Origin of the sequence: Halomonas sp. KM-1, from assembly GCF_000246875.1 — a bacterium.
Classification (GTDB): Bacteria; Pseudomonadota; Gammaproteobacteria; order Pseudomonadales; family Halomonadaceae; genus Halomonas; species Halomonas aerodenitrificans.
The window spans coordinates 21459-37095 of the sequence record NZ_BAEU01000147.1; the positions used below are offsets into that span (position 1 = coordinate 21459).

The window sequence follows — 15637 nt, forward strand, 5'->3', positions numbered from 1 at the left end:
ACCGCCGGCGTGGCGGCCGGTAGAGTAACGGCTCAGGGAAGCGTGACCCGATAGTCGGCCAGACTCTGCATGCCGGCCTCGATCACGCTGCGGTTGGCGCGCCCGACCGGCAACCACTGACGCAGAGCGTAATCGGCGGCGGCGAGCTTGGCGCGATAGAAGGGGTCGCTGCTGCCACCCGCCTCGACGGCACGCGCCTTGAGGGCGGCCCGGCCCATCTGCCAGGCGCACAGTACGTGGCCGGCCAGGCTGAGGAACGGCGTAGCATAGGCCTGCACGGCGTCGGCTCCGCGCTGCGGGTCGCGGCTCGCTTCGAGCACCAGCGCCATGGCGGCACGCAGATCGGCGGCACCGGCGGCCAGGCTCTCGCCCAGGGCGGCAAGTTCGCCGCTCTCGCGCAGCGCGTTGGCGGTGGCCTCGACCTCGTCGATCAGCCCACTCAGCGCCGCCCCACCGTCGCGGGAGAGCTTGCGCCCGGCCAGGTCGAGCGCCTGAATGCCGTTGGTGCCCTCGTAGATCGGTGCGATGCGGGCATCGCGCAGCAGCTGGGCGGCGCCGGTCTCCTCGATGAAGCCCATGCCGCCGTGCACCTGAACGCCGAGCGAAGCTATCTCCACCGCCTGATCGGTGGAGAACGCCTTGACCACCGGGATCAGCACGTCGACCCTTGCCTGGGCCGCTTCGCGCTCGGCGGCATCTGCCGCGTGGCGCGCCACGTCGAGCTGGGCGGCGCAGTAGAGCGCCAGCGCCCGCAGCGCATCGGTACGAGCGCGCATGGAGAGCAGCATGCGGCGCACGTCGAGATGCTCGCTGATGGTGGCCTCGGCGCCGCGTGCCCTGCCCTGTACGCGATCCAGTGCATAGGCGAAGGCATGCTGGCAGGCACGCTCGGCCACACCGATGCCCTGGATGCCGACCTTGTGACGCGCCTCGTTCATCATGGTGAACATGTGATTCAGGCCGCGTCCCTCTTCGCCCACCAGGTAACCGATGGCGCCATCGTTCTCACCGAAGCTCAGGGTGCAGGTGGGCGAGCCGTGGATGCCCAGCTTGTGCTCGATGGAGGCGCAGGTGACGTCGTTGCGCTCCCCCAGCGAGCCATCGGCATTGACCAGGTATTTAGGTACCAAGAACAGCGAGATACCCTTGTTGCCCTCGGGGGCATCAGGTGTACGAGCCAATACCAGGTGGATGATGTTCTCACTGGCGTCGTGCTCGCCCCAGGTGATGAAGATCTTCTGGCCGAACAGGCGGTAGTGATCGCCCTCTTCATCAGGGCATGGAACTGCTCGCGTGCGCACCTTGGAAAGATCGGAGCCGGCCTGGGGCTCGGTGAGGTTCATGGTGCCGGTCCAGCTGCCCTCGACCAGCTTGGGCAGGTAGGTCTCCTTGAGTGCGTCGCTGCCGTGGTGGGCCAGCGCCTCGATGGCACCGGCGGTCAGCATCGGGCACAGACCCAGCGCCATGTTGGCGCCGTGGAGCATTTCCTGCACGCTGCTCGCCACCACCTCGGGCAGACCCTGGCCGCCCAACGCCTGGGACACACCGATGCCATTCCAGCCGCCTTCCGCATAAGCCTGGTAGGCCTCGGCGAAGCCGTCCGGCAGAGTCACGCCGCCATCCTCACGCCGCACGCAGCCCTGGCGGTCGCCGCTGGCATTCAGCGGTGCCCACACTTCGCCGGCGAGCCTGGCCGCCTCCTCCAGTACCGCTTCGACCAGGTCGGGGCTGGCTTCCTCGAAGCCGGGCAGATCGAGGGAGCGATGCTCGAGCAGTTCCTCGAGCACGAAGCGAAGGTCACGAACGGGAGCGACGAAGGGAAACATGGAAGCACCTCAGGAAAAATGATAACAGCGATAGTAGATATACTACTTTTAGTTGGCCATTATCACTAGGTCGCAGCCTGGTGGCCAGTGCCGCTCTCATGGGCGCATGAAAAACGCCCGATGCGAAGGCATCGGGCGTCATAGAGGGTCAGCAGTTTCAGCGTCGAGGATCGCTGTCGAGCGCTTCCTTTTCTCGCTCCACGGCCGGGACGTCATCCTCACCATGATAAAAGACGATATGCGGCTCGTCCGGTGGCGGCGGGCCAACCAGGGGCTCGGCGACCTCCACTTCGGGTACCACGTTGGAGAGATCCTCCATGTGCTCGTGCTCGATAGCGCCCTGCACCAGCTCTTCGGTGACGGTGAGCTCGGCACCCACCGGCGACATGGGAGTATTGGGCGAGAATGGCGCCACCGGTACCGGCGCCGGGCGCACGCTGCGCCGCCAGGTGAAGAAGCCCACCAGGAACAACCCCAGAGCGCCAAAAGCCCAGAACAGCCCGGCATCGCCCACCCAGGCCATGGCCGGTGAAATCAGCGGCGGGCTGACCGTGGAGCCGATGGCGTTGATCAACAGTAGGCCCTGGCTCATGCGCACCAGCGCTCCGGCCGGGGCCCGGTCGGCGGCATGGCTCACTGCCACCGGATAGAGTGCGAAGACCCCGCCACCGAGCAGGAACAGCAGCGCCGCCAGCACCCAGGTGGTAAGCGGCAGCAGCAGCATGCCGGCCGAGATCAGGGTGCAGAACGCTCCGATCATGATCAGCACGATCTGGCGATCGTGGCGGTCCGACCAACGCCCGAGGGGGTACTGCAGCAGCATGGCGCCGAGGATCACCACCGCCATCATCTGCCCCACCTGCGCCACCGTGAGTCCGATGCGCTGTAAATAGAGCGGCAATAACGTGTAGACGGCGGCGACCGCCAGGCCCGAGCCGAAGCTGCCCATCACCCCGGTGGGGGTCATGACGATAAGCCGCATCGGCGAGAGCGGTTCGGCGTGCTCGATCAGCGGCGAGACCCGCGGAATCATCGCCATGGGCAGCACCGACAGCGAGGCCAGCATGCCGATGACCATGAACGGCGCGGCCTCGCCCATGGCATCGGTGACACCGAGCAGCAGCTGGCCGAGGACGCCGGCGGCATACAGCGAGATCATATAAAGGGCGAGCAGCCGGCCGCGCACCTTCTGGTCGCCCGAGGTGAGCAGCCAGCTTTCGATGACCAGATAGACCCCCACGGTGGCCCAGCCGCCGATCAGGCGCAGGCCGAACCAGGCCCAGGGGTCGAAGATCAGCGCCTGCAGCAGCACCGTGACAGCCACCAGCGAGGCAAAGCTGCCGTAGGCACGAATATGACCGATGCGCAGCAGCAGCCGGTCGTTGAACATCGCCCCCAGCGCCAGGCCGATGAAGTAGGCCGAGGAGACCCAGCCGATCACGACCGGCGATTCGCCGGCGGCGTCGAGCCGCAGCGTGATTAGCGTGGCCAGGAAGCCGTTGCCGATACCTAGAATGAAAAGACCCAGCAGGGGGGCCAGGGCCATGGCCAGCAGTTGCCGCGACATCAGCGCGCCTCTCGACAGAACCGTAGACTGTACAAAGGAAGAAAGATGGCAGAAAACGCCGTGGAACGCTGCCCATCTCCCTGGCGTTTGGCATTCGAACGGCCAACGCTTGGGTGGGGCGGCGCGAATCATACGCTTGGCAGCGCCGGTGTCAAATGCTTAATCCTCTTCCTCTCTGCCAGTCAGAGCAATCCACCATTCTAGATCAGAAAAACAGCAAGACAGGCCAAAAACAGCCTGCATTACCGCTTCTGCAGCAGGGCCACGTCGGCGGCCGGAAACTCGACGCTCATGTCCAAGTGCTCGGCCAACCACTCGAAGCTCGTCTCGCTGAAAAAGCAGACATGGGTGGGGTCGAGAATGTAGTGCCAACGTGCGAACGCCACCTCGTCGGTCACCCGCTTGGTCATCAGCCCCAGCCAGCCGCCCGCTGGCAGCAGCGCCGCGAGCCGCGCAAGTTCAAGCCCGGGGGCGAACAGATGCTCCACCACCTCGGTGGCGGTGATGAAGTCGTAGCGGCGCTGGAGCACGGCGGTGTCAGGGGCATAGAAAGGATCGTAGATCGCCATTGGGTGGCCCGCCTCCTCGAGCATCAGCGACAGGGTCGGGCCAGGGCCGGCGCCGAAATCGAGGCCGCTGGCTCCCGGCGCCAGCCGATGTTGTAGCGGCTCGAACAGGCGCGACAGGAAGCGCCGATAGCCGGGGTCATCAGGGCGGTTCTCGTGCTGGTCGTAGACCGCCCTCTCCTGCTCGGGCGACAGACGCTGTTCAGGCGGCACGAAAGCCAGCCAGCAATTCTCGCAGCGGTAGTAGTCGCGCCGCGCATCGTGATGAAAATGGCGCGAATGCGGGCTAGCGCATAGCGGGCAGGTCGGCATCGTCGTATCCTTCATGGCCTGACGAAAAAACACATCATAACGAGGAGGCCGGCAATGCTGTCAGGTCTGGACCACCTGGTCATCACCGTGACCGACATCTCCCGCGCCGTGGATTTCTATTCTCGCGTACTCGGACTCGAGGTGCGTTATCGCGATCGTGAGCGAGTCGATCTGCTGCTCGGCGACATCGCCCTGCGCCTGCACTGGACGGCAACCGACATCGAGCCGCGTGCCGCCACGCCCACGCCGGGCAGCCTGGACCTGTGCCTGCGCAGCCTGCTGCCATTGGACGAGGTCCAGCGCCACCTCGAAGCGCTGGACGTGGAGGTCGAGCTCGGCCCCGTCTCCCGCCAGGGCGCCACCGGCCCCATCGAATCGCTCTATCTGCGCGACCCCGACGGCAACCTGCTCGAACTCAGCCGGCCGCTGAAAGAAACGCTGGAATAATGGCCCCGCTGGCAATGACGCGCGTGACCGGTATCATTGGGGCAAATCGTGTTTGACTGGATGGCCCATGAACGACAGCCCCGATAGCCGCAACGTCATCGAACCGAATGGCACTCCCGACATCACCCTGCCCATCGTCGTCTATGCCCTGCTTCTGGCGGGCGTGGTCAGCGGGGGGCTGACGGCCATCGTCGGCGTGGTCATCGCCTATGTCTATCGCGGCCAGGGTCCCCACTGGTTCGACGAGCACTATCGCTACCAGATCCGTACCTTCTGGCTCTCCGTGCTCTACTTTGCCATCTCCGGCGTGCTCACCCTGGTGATGATCGGCTTCGTGACCTGGCTGCTGGCCGTGGTGTGGCTGGTGGTGCGCTGCGTCAAGGGCATCAAGCGCCTGCAGGAGCACCGCGAGCCCGACAACGTGGATGCCTGGCTGATCTGAACCATGAGCGAGTCGCAGCCCCCTTCCGCTACCCTGCAAGGCCGCGCCATTGCCACCCTGTGGCGCACCCTGGCCGGGCGTCGCCCCGCCATGCTGTGGCGCCTGGCACGTGTTTCCGGCCCGCTGGTGCATCGTTTCAGCCGGCGCGAGCGCGAGGTCACCGAGATCAATCTCGCCGAGGTCTTCCCCGAACAGGATCTCGCCACGCGCCGCCGGCTGGCCCGGGTGAGCCTGACCCACTCCACCGCCACCATGCTCGAACTGGGTTTCGCCTGGATGGGCGAGCCGCAGCGGGTAGAGGACTCGATTCTCGAGATCCACGGCCGCGAACTGCTCGACGAAGCCCGCGCCGAGGGACGCGGCGTGATCGTGCTGGCCCCGCACTTCGGCAACTGGGAGGTGCTCAACTTCTGGCTCTCCAGCCACTTCCCCTTCACCGCCATGTACGAGCCGCCCAAGATCGCCGAACTCGATCCGGTGATCCGCCAAGGGCGCGAGCGCATGGGCGCAAGCCTGGTGCCGACCAACCCGCGCGGAGTGGCCGCCCTGCTCAAGGCGCTGAAGCGCAGCGAAGCGGTGGGCATCCTGCCCGATCAGGAGCCCAACTGGGGCAGCGGCGTGTTCGCGCCCTTCTACCACCGCCTGGCCTATACCGCGACCCTGCTACCCAAGCTGGTGGCACGCACCGACGCCCGGGTCGTCACCGGCGTGGCCCGACGCATTCCCGGGCGCGGCTTCGCCATCCACTTCCTGGCCGCCGACGAGCGCGTCTATGACACCGACGAGGAACAATCGGCCACCGGCGTCAACGCCTGCGTGGAAGACGCCATCGCCCTGGACCCGGCCCAGTACCAGTGGGAATACAAGCGCTATCGCAAGGTGATCGAGGAGCAGCAGGGCGTGCCGAACCACCAGGAGTTTCGGCTCTACTGAACGCTGCCGCCGTTCGTACCCAGGGGGGTGAATGCCTCAAGGACGAGAACGCCATCCATGATCCACCCCAGGCCGCTCAAGGCGCTGACATGGCTCGTGCTTTTTCTGGCACTGCTCTACGCGCTCTATCTGGCCACTGCCAATGCCCTGCTCGCCAGCGCCTGGGGGCGTGCCCAGCTCGACCGCACGCCGCGGTTCTCCCTGGAATGGGAGCGCGCCTGGACGCTCTTTCCCGGTCAGCTCGAGGTCACTCAGCTGAGCCTGGCCGGCAGCGCCGCCGAGCGTGACTTCACCCTGGCGGCCGAACGCGCCTCTCTGCGTTTCGCCCTCACTCCCCTGCTCGACCGTGAAGTCAGCATTCGCACCTTGGAAGCCGAGGGGATCCGTCAGGCCAGCCTCGACGCCTACCGGCTTGCAGGCAGCGGTACCCTAAAGCTGGCCGGCTTTCATTGGCGCGCCGGCGAGATCGGCGCCGAGCGCTTCTCGCTGCAGCTGGAAGAGGGCAGCGTGCTGCATGGCGATACGCTACTGGTGGAAGGCGTAACGCTTGATGCCGACCTGCGCCTGGCACCGCTGATCCTGGCCGAACACCCCGGCAGCGAAGCGGCACGCTTCGTCTCCGGCAGCCTCGCCCTGGCCGGGCGCAGTGACGCCTACGACGTTTTCAATCCCTACCTTGCTGCGCTGGGCTGGCTCGAGATCGACGGGCGCGGCGACCTCACCGGCGACATCGCCATCAAGCGCGGCGAGGTGCTGCCGGGCAGCCGTCTGCGCCTGGACTCCCCTCGCCTGAGCGTGCGGCTCGATGAGCGCCACTGGCTGGAAGCGGGAACGCTCTACCGCATCGACGGCTCCGGCGCCGTCGAGGTCGAGGTGGCGCAAAGCGCGCGTCTGGCGCTTGAGCTCGACGACATCGAGATGACCGAAGCGACACCCGACGCTTCGCTCGCCACCACGGCCCAACCGCTGCTCGGCGGCGAAGGGTTCCGGCTGGCGCTTGAGACCCCCGTGCTGCGCCTGTACGCTCCGCCGGACGAACTGCGGCGTGCCGAACTGCACTGGCGCAACGCCGAGGCGTTCGACATCGCCGCCTTCGAGCGCTACCTGCCGCCACCCGTACCGCTGACGCTGGAAGGCGGTTCGGCACGGCTACAGGGCGGGCTCGTCTATGACGACGAGCGCTTGGCCGGCGGTTTCGACCTCACCGGAGAGGCCATCTCGGTGCGCCTCGGCGAGCAGCCGCTGACCGGCTGGCTCGGCCTGCACCTGCCCATCGTCGAGCTCGACGTGGAACGCGGCGCAGTGGACGTTTCCGGCACGCGCTTCGAGCTCGAGGCGGCCGCCCCTGGCGAGGCGCAGCCGCTCAGCACGGCCCTGTCGCTGGCCACCGCCCGCTTTCGCTCACCGCTGGCGTGGCGCGAACTGGACGACGACGCTCTGCGTGATGGAGAAACACCATGGCAAGCGGAGCTGGAGCTGCGCGGTCATGTCGCCAATCTCGCCGTACTCGATCCTTTTCTCAGCGGGCTGTTCGGTGGGCGCGGCCTCGCCCTGCAGGGCGGCGGCCGGCTCGATGGCGCGCTCCAGGTTCGCGACGGCCACTCGCTGCCCGGCAGCCGCCTCGAGGTTCGATCCGAGGCGCTGGGCGCCCGCTTTCTCGACTTTCACACCCAGGGCGACGGTCGCGCCCATCTGGCCCTGACCTCCGGCGAGCCCCACCCCGAGGCAAGCGTGGAGCTCGTCTTCGGCGAGGTGGACCTCACCCGCCTCAGCGATGGCCGCCGGCTGTTCCAAGCCGAGCACCTCGCGCTTGCCGCCGCCGCTCAGGCGGACTCACAGGCCACACGCCCCGACACCGCTGAGATCGAGTGGCGCGGCGCGCGCATCCCCGACGTCAGCGTGCTCGACGCTTACCTGCCGTCAACGGCCCCGCTGCGGCTGCACGGCGGCCAGGCCGGGAGCAATGGGCGACTGCTGATCGACGAGGAGCGCGCCCGAGGGCAGGTCACCCTGTCGGGCGATGCCATTCGTGGTCGCCTGCTGCAGGAAGCGTTCGAGGGGGAACTGGAGCTGATCCTCGAGCTACGCGACCTCCACCCCGCCCGCCAGCGCCTGGACCTCTCCGGTAGTCGCCTGACTCTCGATGCTGCGACCAACGGCGCCGAGCCCCTGCGTACCCAGTTGGTGGCCCGTCAGGCCAGTCTCCAGGGCGGCTTCGACTGGCCCGGCAGCGAGGCGCCGCGCCGACCGCTTTCCGGCACGCTGCGGCTGGACGGCTTGGTCGACCGGCTCAGCTTTCTCAACGCCTTCCTGCCCGACGAGCACGGCCTGGCCATTCAGGGTGGCGGACGCCTGAGCGCCGACCTACGCTTCAGCGACGGCGAAGCCACGCCCGGCAGCCAGCTGCGCGTTCACTCCGAGCGGCTCGGCGCCCGCTTCATGCACTACGAGGCCTTCGGCGACGGCTCGCTGATCGTGACGATCGACGACCCCGGCGCCGAGCTCAGCCTGTCGCTGCCCCGCTTCGGCCTACGCCGTCAGTCGGACGAAGGCGCCTTGATCGAGGGCCGCCTGCTGGAGATTCACAGCCGCGCACGCCATTTCGATCTGCCCGAGGGGCTGCGCGAGCTGAGTACGCGCATCGACCTTCCCCACCTGGTGGCGCCGGATCTCGCCGCGCTCAACGACTACCTGCCCCAGGGCGGCGCCATCGAGCTGCTCGCCGGCCAGGCGCGCATCGCCACTCACTTGCAGCTCGAAGGCATGCGCGCCAGCGGCCGGCTGGAGCTGCATGCACCGGACGCCCGCCTCGCCCTGCACGAGCAGACTCTCGCGGGCGCTCTGCATCTGGAGACCCGGCTCACCGACGGCGACCTGGAGAGTCTCGACTTCGACGTCTCCGGCTCGCGGCTCAGTCTCGACGGTGTGCGCCTGGCGGACGCCGGCGGCAGTCTCAGCCACGGCTGGTGGGCGCGGCTCGAGCTGCCCGAGGGACGCATGCGCTGGGAGCGGCCGCTGGAGCTCGACGCCCAACTGGAACTGGCCATGCGCGACAGCGGCCTGCTGGTGAATCTGCTCGTCGATGCCGCCCGCGAACGACGCTGGCTGCGTGAACGCCTCACCCTCGGCGAGGTACACGGCGAGGCTCGGGTCATGCTGAACGACGACACCGTACGGCTGGAGAATCTCGCCGTGCAGGGCGGCGAGCGCCTGGAGCTGCTGGCCAACCTCGCTCTGCGCGACTCCCAGCTTGCCGGTCGCGCCTTCGCCCGCTATGGCCCGCTTCGGCTGGGCATCGAGATCGACGAGGGCAGACGCCGCTGGCAGCTGCGCAACGCCCGCTCGTGGTACGCCAGCGGGGTGCCCGCCAGCGAGATGGTACTGCCCGAGAGCGAGCTGGTGCTGCCTGAGAGCGAAGCTTGGTTCGAACGGCTGGACGTGCAGGTGGAATAAAACAGATGGAATGAAGCAAATGGCCCGGATGGCTGGAAAGCGGCCGCCGACCTGCTAGACTGGCCACAACGCTTGACGGGGTGCCGGTGGAACCGGCTGAGATCGCCATACGACATGTCTGCTGCAGACGCGTCGTCACGGCGGGGCCCGTTGAACCTGATCCGGCTCGTACCGGCGTAGGAATCAAGCGGTGGCCAGGCACCAGTTCCTCCTGCTTCAGCCCTGACCCACTCTTCCCCCTTCGCCCGCGCTCCGGATCCCTTCACACCCGGAGGCAAGATGGGCTATCGCTTCACCGACCTGACCCGCGCCTGCCACGACGACTGGCGCGCCTACATCGAGCACGACTTCGTCCGTGGCTTGGGCACCGGCACCCTGGATGAAGGCGCCTTTCGCCACTATCTGCAGCAGGACTACCTGTTCCTGATCCACTTCGCCCGCGCCTATGCGCTGGCCGCCTACAAGAGCCGCACCCTGGCCGATCTGCGCCAGGCTCATGAAGGGCTCAAGGCCATCGTCGATGTGGAGCTCGGCCTGCACGTGGGCTACTGCCGCGAATGGGGCATCTCCGAGGCGGAGCTGGCCGCGCTGCCCGAGGCCCGCGCCACCATGGCTTACACCCGCTACGTGCTCGATACCGGCAACCGCGGCGACCTGCTCGACCTTCACGTGGCCCTGGCTCCCTGCCTGGTGGGCTACGGCGAGATCGCCAACTGGCTCAATGCCCGGGACGCTACCGTGCGCGGCAGCGCCAACCCCTTTGAGGCCTGGATCGCCATGTACGAAGGCGAAGAGTTCCAGGCCGCCATGCAGGCGGAACTGGCATGGCTCGACGACCGCCTGGCCGACGTCACCCCGGCACGTTTCGACGAGCTCGTCGAGGTGTTCCGCGATGCCACCCGGCTCGAGATCGATTTCTGGCAGATGGGGCTCGACCGCAGCCTCTGACGCTCCCCTGACCGACAACAACGCATCAAGGATTCCAGTTTATGAGCAAGACCGCCCACTTCCTCGCCGAGACCGCCAAGGTCGACGAGGCCGCCATCCAGCCGCTGCCCGGCTCGCGCAAGCTCTACGTCGAAGGCTCGCGCCCCGACATTCGCGTACCCTTCCGCGAGATCTCGCTGTCGCCGACCAAGACCTCCGGTGTCGATGAAGAGAACCCGCCGCTGCTGGTCTACGATACCTCCGGCCCCTACACCGATCCGCAGGCCGAGATCGACCTGCGCCGCGGTCTGCCCGAGCTGCGCCGCGCCTGGATCGAAGAGCGCGGTGACACCGAGTTCCTCGACGGCCCCACCAGCGAGTACGGCAAGCGCCGCGCCAACGACCCGACGCTGGCCCAGCTGCGCTTCGACCTCTCCCGCACGCCGCGCCGCGCCAAATCCGGAAAGAACGTCACTCAGCTGCACTACGCCCGCCAGGGCATCGTCACGCCGGAGATGGAGTTCATCGCCATTCGCGAGAACCAGCGCCGCCAGGCCCTGGGTACCGCCGAGGTGGAGCGCATCCTCGGCCATCAGCATGCCGGCCAGGGCTTCGGTGCCCGCCTGCCCGAGGAGATCACTCCTGAGTTCGTGCGCGCCGAGGTGGCCGCCGGCCGCGCCATCATCCCCTGCAACATCAATCACCCGGAGTCGGAGCCGATGATCATCGGCCGCAACTTCCTGGTGAAGATCAACGGCAACCTGGGCAACTCGGCGGTCACCTCCTCCATCGAGGAGGAGGTCGACAAGATGACCTGGGGCATCCGCTGGGGTGCGGACACCATCATGGACCTCTCCACCGGCCAGAACATCCACGAGACCCGCGAGTGGATCATTCGCAACTCGCCGGTGCCGATCGGTACGGTGCCGATCTACCAGGCCCTGGAGAAGGTCAACGGCGTAGCCGAGAACCTCACCTGGGAAGTGTTCCGCGACACCCTGATCGAGCAGGCCGAGCAGGGCGTGGACTACTTCACCATCCACGCCGGTGTGCTGCTGCGCTACGTGCCGCTCACCGCCAAGCGCGTCACCGGCATCGTCTCCCGCGGCGGCTCGATCATGGCCAAGTGGTGCCTCTACCACCACCAGGAGAGCTTCCTCTACACCCACTTCGAGGAGATCTGCGAGATCTGCAAGCAGTACGATGTCGCCTTCTCGCTGGGTGACGGTCTGCGCCCCGGCTCCATCGCCGACGCCAACGACGAAGCACAGATGGCCGAGCTCAAGACCCTGGGCGAGCTGACCAAGATCGCCTGGAAGCACGACGTGCAGGTGATGATCGAAGGCCCCGGCCACGTGCCCATGCACCTGGTCAAGGAGAACATGGACAAGCAGCTGGAGTACTGCGACGAGGCGCCCTTCTATACCCTCGGCCCGCTGGTCACCGACATCGCTCCCGGCTACGACCACATCACCTCCGGCATCGGCGCGGCGATGATCGGCTGGTTCGGCTGCGCCATGCTGTGCTACGTCACGCCCAAGGAGCACCTCGGCCTGCCCAACAAGGACGACGTCAAGACCGGCATCATCACCTACAAGATCGCTGCCCATGCGGCGGATCTGGCCAAGGGGCATCCTGCAGCGCAAAGGCGTGACAACGCCCTGTCCAAGGCGCGCTTCGAGTTCCGCTGGGAGGACCAGTTCAATCTCGGCCTGGACCCGGACACCGCCCGCGAGTACCACGACGAGACGCTGCCCAAGGACTCCGCCAAGGTGGCCCACTTCTGCTCCATGTGCGGACCCAAGTTCTGCTCCATGAAGATCACCCAGGAGGTGCGCGACTATGCCGCCGAGCACGGCCTCACCGGCGATGCCGATGTGGTGATGAAAGGCATGGAGGAGCAGGCCGAGAAGTTCCGCAAGCAAGGCGCGAAGCTCTACAAGGAGGTGTAGGCCCCCGTTGATTCCGCCCACGCCGGCCCAAGTGGCCGGCGTGTTTTTTTGCCGCCATAGGCGACATCGGGGAACGCTCGGATGTAGCCTGTAGGAATCTGCAAGGAGAAGTGCGGAGGGAGCGAGCCCATGTCACACCTGCACGTCGCGCTGGTGACCGAGCGCCCCGAAGTGAGCCTGATCCCGATACTGCAGCTGCGCCCACAGCGGGTCGTGCTGGTGCCGTGCCAGGCATCGCCCCAGGCCGCCGAACGCCTGGCCATCCTGCTACGTCACGAAATGAGCGGTGAAATAGAGGTCGAGGTGTGTCCAACGCTCGCCACTCTGGACCCGATGCGCTGCGCCATCTATGCCAACGAGTTGGCCGAGAGCCTCTATCGTGAGCAGTTCGACGCCACGAACCTCTCGGTGACGCTGGACCTGGGCGAGTGCGGCACCCTGACCGCGCTGCTGTTTCAGCAGGCCATGCAGCAATGCTCGGCCGACTGGCTGTACGTGGACACTCAGGCCGGAGTGCTTTATCGCATGGACTGCGACAGCACCGACAGGCAGCCTGACACCATCGCCATCGAGCCGGTGCTGGATGTCGACCGTTACCTGCAGGCCAACGGGCGCAAGCGCGTTCGTGCCCTCTCCGACGGTGCCGCCTGGCGCGACGCCTGCCAGCTCCGCAAGTCCCTCACGTATTACCTTGCTCATCATGCCGACCGGCTGGCCGCCCTGCTCGGTGAGCTGTACGACATGGTGCATGGCCCCGATGGCGTGCTGACAGAACCCGACCCTCGTTCCGGGCCGCAACTACGCTCCGGCGGCGAACGTCAGCGACTGCGGGCAACCCCACACTTTCCCGCCACCGACGCGTTGAAGGTCCTCAACGAGGCCCGGCTGCTGGAGTGGACGAGTGACGATCCGCACAGTGTCGTCATCGATACGCTGGAAGGTGCCCTCTACCTCGGCGGCGGCTGGCTCACCGAATACACCTGGCTCAGCACGCAGGAGGCCGGCTTGGCCCACGCCTGCTGCGAGGCCCACATACTCGACCTGAGCGTTCAACACAACCACGAGCCCGTGGTGTCGGACTGCCTCGCGGTCGAGCGCAACCAGCTCCTGTTCGTCGAATGGCTGATCGCCCGCCCTGGGGCAGAAGCTTGCCTCGAGCAGGGCCTGAAGCGGCTGCATGAAATCCTCGATCACTCCGCCGGGCTCTCGGCTACCCGCGTCCTGCTCGCCTGCGGCGAGTTCGACAAGGCCAAGCAGCGACTTACCGAACTGCAGCGCCGACAGGGCTTACGGGTCGAGGTGGTGGAAAGCGCAGAGCTGAGGCACCTGCCCGCACTGCTGGCCAAATGGAAGGAACATGGCAGGTGGCCCGGCGGCTGAGCCTTACGGCCAGGCAGGACGAACGACGGGACGCGCCCCGGCCATGGGCCGGGGCGCGTCACTATCGCGATACATCTAAGAGGCCGGCTTAAAAACGGAAACGCAAACCGACGCTTGCCGCATCGAAGGTATGATCGGAGCGATCCAGGTAGCGCATGTAGTCGGCGCCGACGGAGAAGTTGGGCGCGATATCGAATTCGGCACCCGCACCGTAGGAGAGGCCGTCTTCACGCCCCACATCGAAGTCGACCTCGGTGATACCGGCCAGGCCATAGAGGCGGAATTCATCGGAGAGCGGCAAAATACCCTTACCGTAGGCCCCAATGAGATGATCCAGCTCGACCGGGCCATCCGAGCCACCCGTGCCCAGATGCGCTTCGACACCGAAGAATTCGTTGAACTGAGCACCACCGCGCAGGCGCAGGCCGGCGGAATCGCCCGAAGGCCCGACATCGTTGCTGAGATCCCAGAACATGGCATCTGCGCCGATATAGCCTTGCGGGTACATCGGCATATGAGCCTGCTGCTGGGTGCGCGGCTGAGCCTGCCCCTGCCCTTGAGCCTGAGTACGCTGCTGGGTCTGGGCTTGGGTCTGGGTTTGAGCTTGAGTTTGAGGTTGGGCCTGAGGCTGAGGCTGAGTCTGCTGAGCCTGGGCCGAGGAAATGAATGTACCTGCCATCAGTGCTGCAGCGGGAACGGCTAGCAGTTTCATGTCTGCACCTCCATTAAGAAACGGTGTTTCCTTACACCGCCTCCAGTGTGGTACAGGCTTTTCGACCATGCAAGCCGAATACACAGAAGATAGTTTCGATTCGTAACGAAGAGCCGACCTTCAGCGTGGAGAAAGACTCAGCGCCACGATGCCGCCCAGCACGATCGCCCCACCGGCCAGTTGAGTACCAGACAGCATCTGCCCCAACACCAGATAGCCGAGCAGCAGCGAGGCGACCGGCTCCACGTTCATCACCGGCGCATTGCGCGCCATCTCCAGCCGCGGCACGCTGATGAACAGCACCGAGAAAGCCACGCTGTAGAGCAGAGCCAGTGCAGCGAGCGCGCCCCAACCCACAGGACTCGCCGGCAGAGCCATGCCGCCCGGCACCAGTTGCAGTCCACCGGCCACGACCATTAGTACCAACACCGTGAGCATGGTCAGCAGGCTGCGCAGGGTGCTGCCCACCTCTCCAAGATGGTGCTCGGTGGTCCACAGCGCCACGGAAAAGGCGGCCGCAGCCCCCAGGCCGAAGCCGATGCCCGTCAGCCACTCCGGACCAAGCGCTTCGGGCGCAGCCAGCCAGGCGGGAATATCGAGCACTACCACCAGACCGACCAGAATCGCCACCATGATCAGCGCCGCGCGCAGCGTTGGCCGCGGCCCACCCAGCGCCCAGGTCAGCAGCGCCAACTGAATGGGAAAGGTGTTCATCAGCAGCAGCGCCACGACCACGGGAACGCGCGCCACCGCCGCATAGAGGCACAGGCTCTGGATGGCCACCATCAGACCGGCCAGCAGCTGCCAGCGCCCGGCACCGGCCGGAAAGGAGAGGCGCTTGCGCTGCCAGAGAAACAGCACGACCAGCACGGCAAGCGCCGTCGCCGAGCGCACCAGCACGGCCAGTAGCAAGCCGGTGCCCTCGTCGAAAGCCAGGCGCGCCGCGACGTGATTGCTGGCAAACAGCGTCGCGACAGCGACCAGAATGGCAATGGCGAGATGGCGGGGCAACAGGCCTGGGTGGGAGGCCGAATGGTCGGATAGCGCAGTGCTCATGACGGATTCCGGTCGGGACGAAGCGCTCAGCATGCCAGCGTTCTTGCCCAGCCCCAACAGGCTG

The 15637-nt window shown here is 66.5% G+C and carries 12 protein-coding genes and 1 riboswitch; of the genes, 7 read left to right on the forward strand and 5 right to left on the reverse strand.

Features of this window, described 5'->3' with window-relative positions; all coding sequences use genetic code 11:
- Window positions 1-32: 32 nt before the first annotated feature.
- The 3 genes from B8115_RS18640 to B8115_RS18650 all read right to left on the reverse strand — a co-directional run bounded on the left by B8115_RS18640 (window position 33) and on the right by B8115_RS18650 (window position 4271).
- The gene (locus B8115_RS18640) at window positions 33-1826 is read right to left on the reverse strand and encodes an acyl-CoA dehydrogenase (RefSeq protein ID WP_010629361.1); all 1794 of its coding nucleotides are present in this window, start codon (window positions 1824-1826) and stop codon (window positions 33-35) included.
- 157 nt (window positions 1827-1983) lie between these two features.
- Entirely contained in the window at window positions 1984-3393 is a 1410-nt protein-coding gene (locus B8115_RS18645) for an MFS transporter (protein WP_010629362.1), read from the reverse strand.
- Window positions 3394-3635: 242 nt separating this feature from the next.
- Window positions 3636-4271 (reverse strand): class I SAM-dependent methyltransferase, encoded by a 636-nt coding sequence (locus tag B8115_RS18650; RefSeq protein ID WP_010629363.1) that lies wholly within the window; start codon window positions 4269-4271, stop codon window positions 3636-3638.
- A 54-nt stretch (window positions 4272-4325) separates the two neighbouring features.
- On the opposite strand from B8115_RS18650, the gene B8115_RS18655 reads away from it, so the two are divergent.
- From B8115_RS18655 to B8115_RS18685, 7 genes are all read left to right on the forward strand, one after another.
- Window positions 4326-4718 (forward strand): VOC family protein, encoded by a 393-nt coding sequence (locus B8115_RS18655; RefSeq protein WP_010629364.1) that lies wholly within the window; start codon window positions 4326-4328, stop codon window positions 4716-4718.
- Between the two features lie 67 nt (window positions 4719-4785).
- The gene (locus B8115_RS18660) at window positions 4786-5160 is read left to right on the forward strand and encodes a membrane protein (protein ID WP_010629365.1); all 375 of its coding nucleotides are present in this window, start codon (window positions 4786-4788) and stop codon (window positions 5158-5160) included.
- A 3-nt stretch (window positions 5161-5163) separates the two neighbouring features.
- A complete protein-coding gene (locus B8115_RS18665) occupies window positions 5164-6093 on the forward strand; it encodes a lysophospholipid acyltransferase family protein (protein ID WP_010629366.1) in 930 nt (309 codons plus the stop codon).
- A gap of 57 nt (window positions 6094-6150) precedes the next feature.
- Window positions 6151-9546, forward strand: coding sequence for a hypothetical protein (locus B8115_RS18670; protein WP_010629367.1), 3396 nt, complete (start codon window positions 6151-6153; stop codon window positions 9544-9546).
- Window positions 9547-9612: 66 nt separating this feature from the next.
- Window positions 9613-9746: riboswitch (TPP riboswitch) on the forward strand.
- A gap of 79 nt (window positions 9747-9825) precedes the next feature.
- A complete protein-coding gene (tenA, locus tag B8115_RS18675) occupies window positions 9826-10494 on the forward strand; it encodes a thiaminase II (RefSeq protein WP_010629368.1) in 669 nt (222 codons plus the stop codon).
- Between the two features lie 41 nt (window positions 10495-10535).
- Window positions 10536-12425 carry a phosphomethylpyrimidine synthase ThiC gene (thiC, locus tag B8115_RS18680; RefSeq protein WP_010629369.1) on the forward strand — a complete coding sequence of 630 codons (1890 nt, stop codon included), beginning with the start codon at window positions 10536-10538 and terminating at the stop codon, window positions 12423-12425.
- 129 nt (window positions 12426-12554) lie between these two features.
- Window positions 12555-13805, forward strand: coding sequence for a Card1-like endonuclease domain-containing protein (locus B8115_RS18685; RefSeq protein ID WP_010629370.1), 1251 nt, complete (start codon window positions 12555-12557; stop codon window positions 13803-13805).
- Between the two features lie 88 nt (window positions 13806-13893).
- On the opposite strand, the gene B8115_RS18690 is transcribed toward B8115_RS18685, so the two are convergent.
- Both B8115_RS18690 and B8115_RS18695 read right to left on the reverse strand, forming a co-directional pair.
- Window positions 13894-14517 carry a porin family protein gene (locus tag B8115_RS18690; RefSeq protein ID WP_010629371.1) on the reverse strand — a complete coding sequence of 208 codons (624 nt, stop codon included), beginning with the start codon at window positions 14515-14517 and terminating at the stop codon, window positions 13894-13896.
- A gap of 120 nt (window positions 14518-14637) precedes the next feature.
- Window positions 14638-15573, reverse strand: a complete 936-nt coding sequence (locus B8115_RS18695) for a DMT family transporter (RefSeq protein ID WP_026038233.1) — start codon at window positions 15571-15573, stop codon at window positions 14638-14640.
- Window positions 15574-15637 lie beyond the last annotated feature (64 nt).

Excerpts from the sequence above, each read along its gene's own strand:
- B8115_RS18640 (WP_010629361.1), bottom strand. The coding sequence starts at position 1,826 with ATGTTTCCCTTCGTCGCTCCCGTTCGTGACCTTCGCTTCGTGCTCGAG.
- B8115_RS18690 (WP_010629371.1), bottom strand. The coding sequence starts at position 14,517 with ATGAAACTGCTAGCCGTTCCCGCTGCAGCACTGATGGCAGGTACATTC.
- B8115_RS18670 (WP_010629367.1), top strand. The coding sequence starts at position 6,151 with ATGATCCACCCCAGGCCGCTCAAGGCGCTGACATGGCTCGTGCTTTTT.
- thiC (WP_010629369.1), top strand. The coding sequence starts at position 10,536 with ATGAGCAAGACCGCCCACTTCCTCGCCGAGACCGCCAAGGTCGACGAG.
- B8115_RS18665 (WP_010629366.1), top strand. The coding sequence starts at position 5,164 with ATGAGCGAGTCGCAGCCCCCTTCCGCTACCCTGCAAGGCCGCGCCATT.
- B8115_RS18685 (WP_010629370.1), top strand. The coding sequence starts at position 12,555 with ATGTCACACCTGCACGTCGCGCTGGTGACCGAGCGCCCCGAAGTGAGC.
- B8115_RS18650 (WP_010629363.1), bottom strand. The coding sequence starts at position 4,271 with ATGCCGACCTGCCCGCTATGCGCTAGCCCGCATTCGCGCCATTTTCAT.
- tenA (WP_010629368.1), top strand. The coding sequence starts at position 9,826 with ATGGGCTATCGCTTCACCGACCTGACCCGCGCCTGCCACGACGACTGG.
- B8115_RS18645 (WP_010629362.1), bottom strand. The coding sequence starts at position 3,393 with ATGTCGCGGCAACTGCTGGCCATGGCCCTGGCCCCCCTGCTGGGTCTT.
- B8115_RS18660 (WP_010629365.1), top strand. The coding sequence starts at position 4,786 with ATGAACGACAGCCCCGATAGCCGCAACGTCATCGAACCGAATGGCACT.
- B8115_RS18655 (WP_010629364.1), top strand. The coding sequence starts at position 4,326 with ATGCTGTCAGGTCTGGACCACCTGGTCATCACCGTGACCGACATCTCC.
- B8115_RS18695 (WP_026038233.1), bottom strand. The coding sequence starts at position 15,573 with ATGAGCACTGCGCTATCCGACCATTCGGCCTCCCACCCAGGCCTGTTG.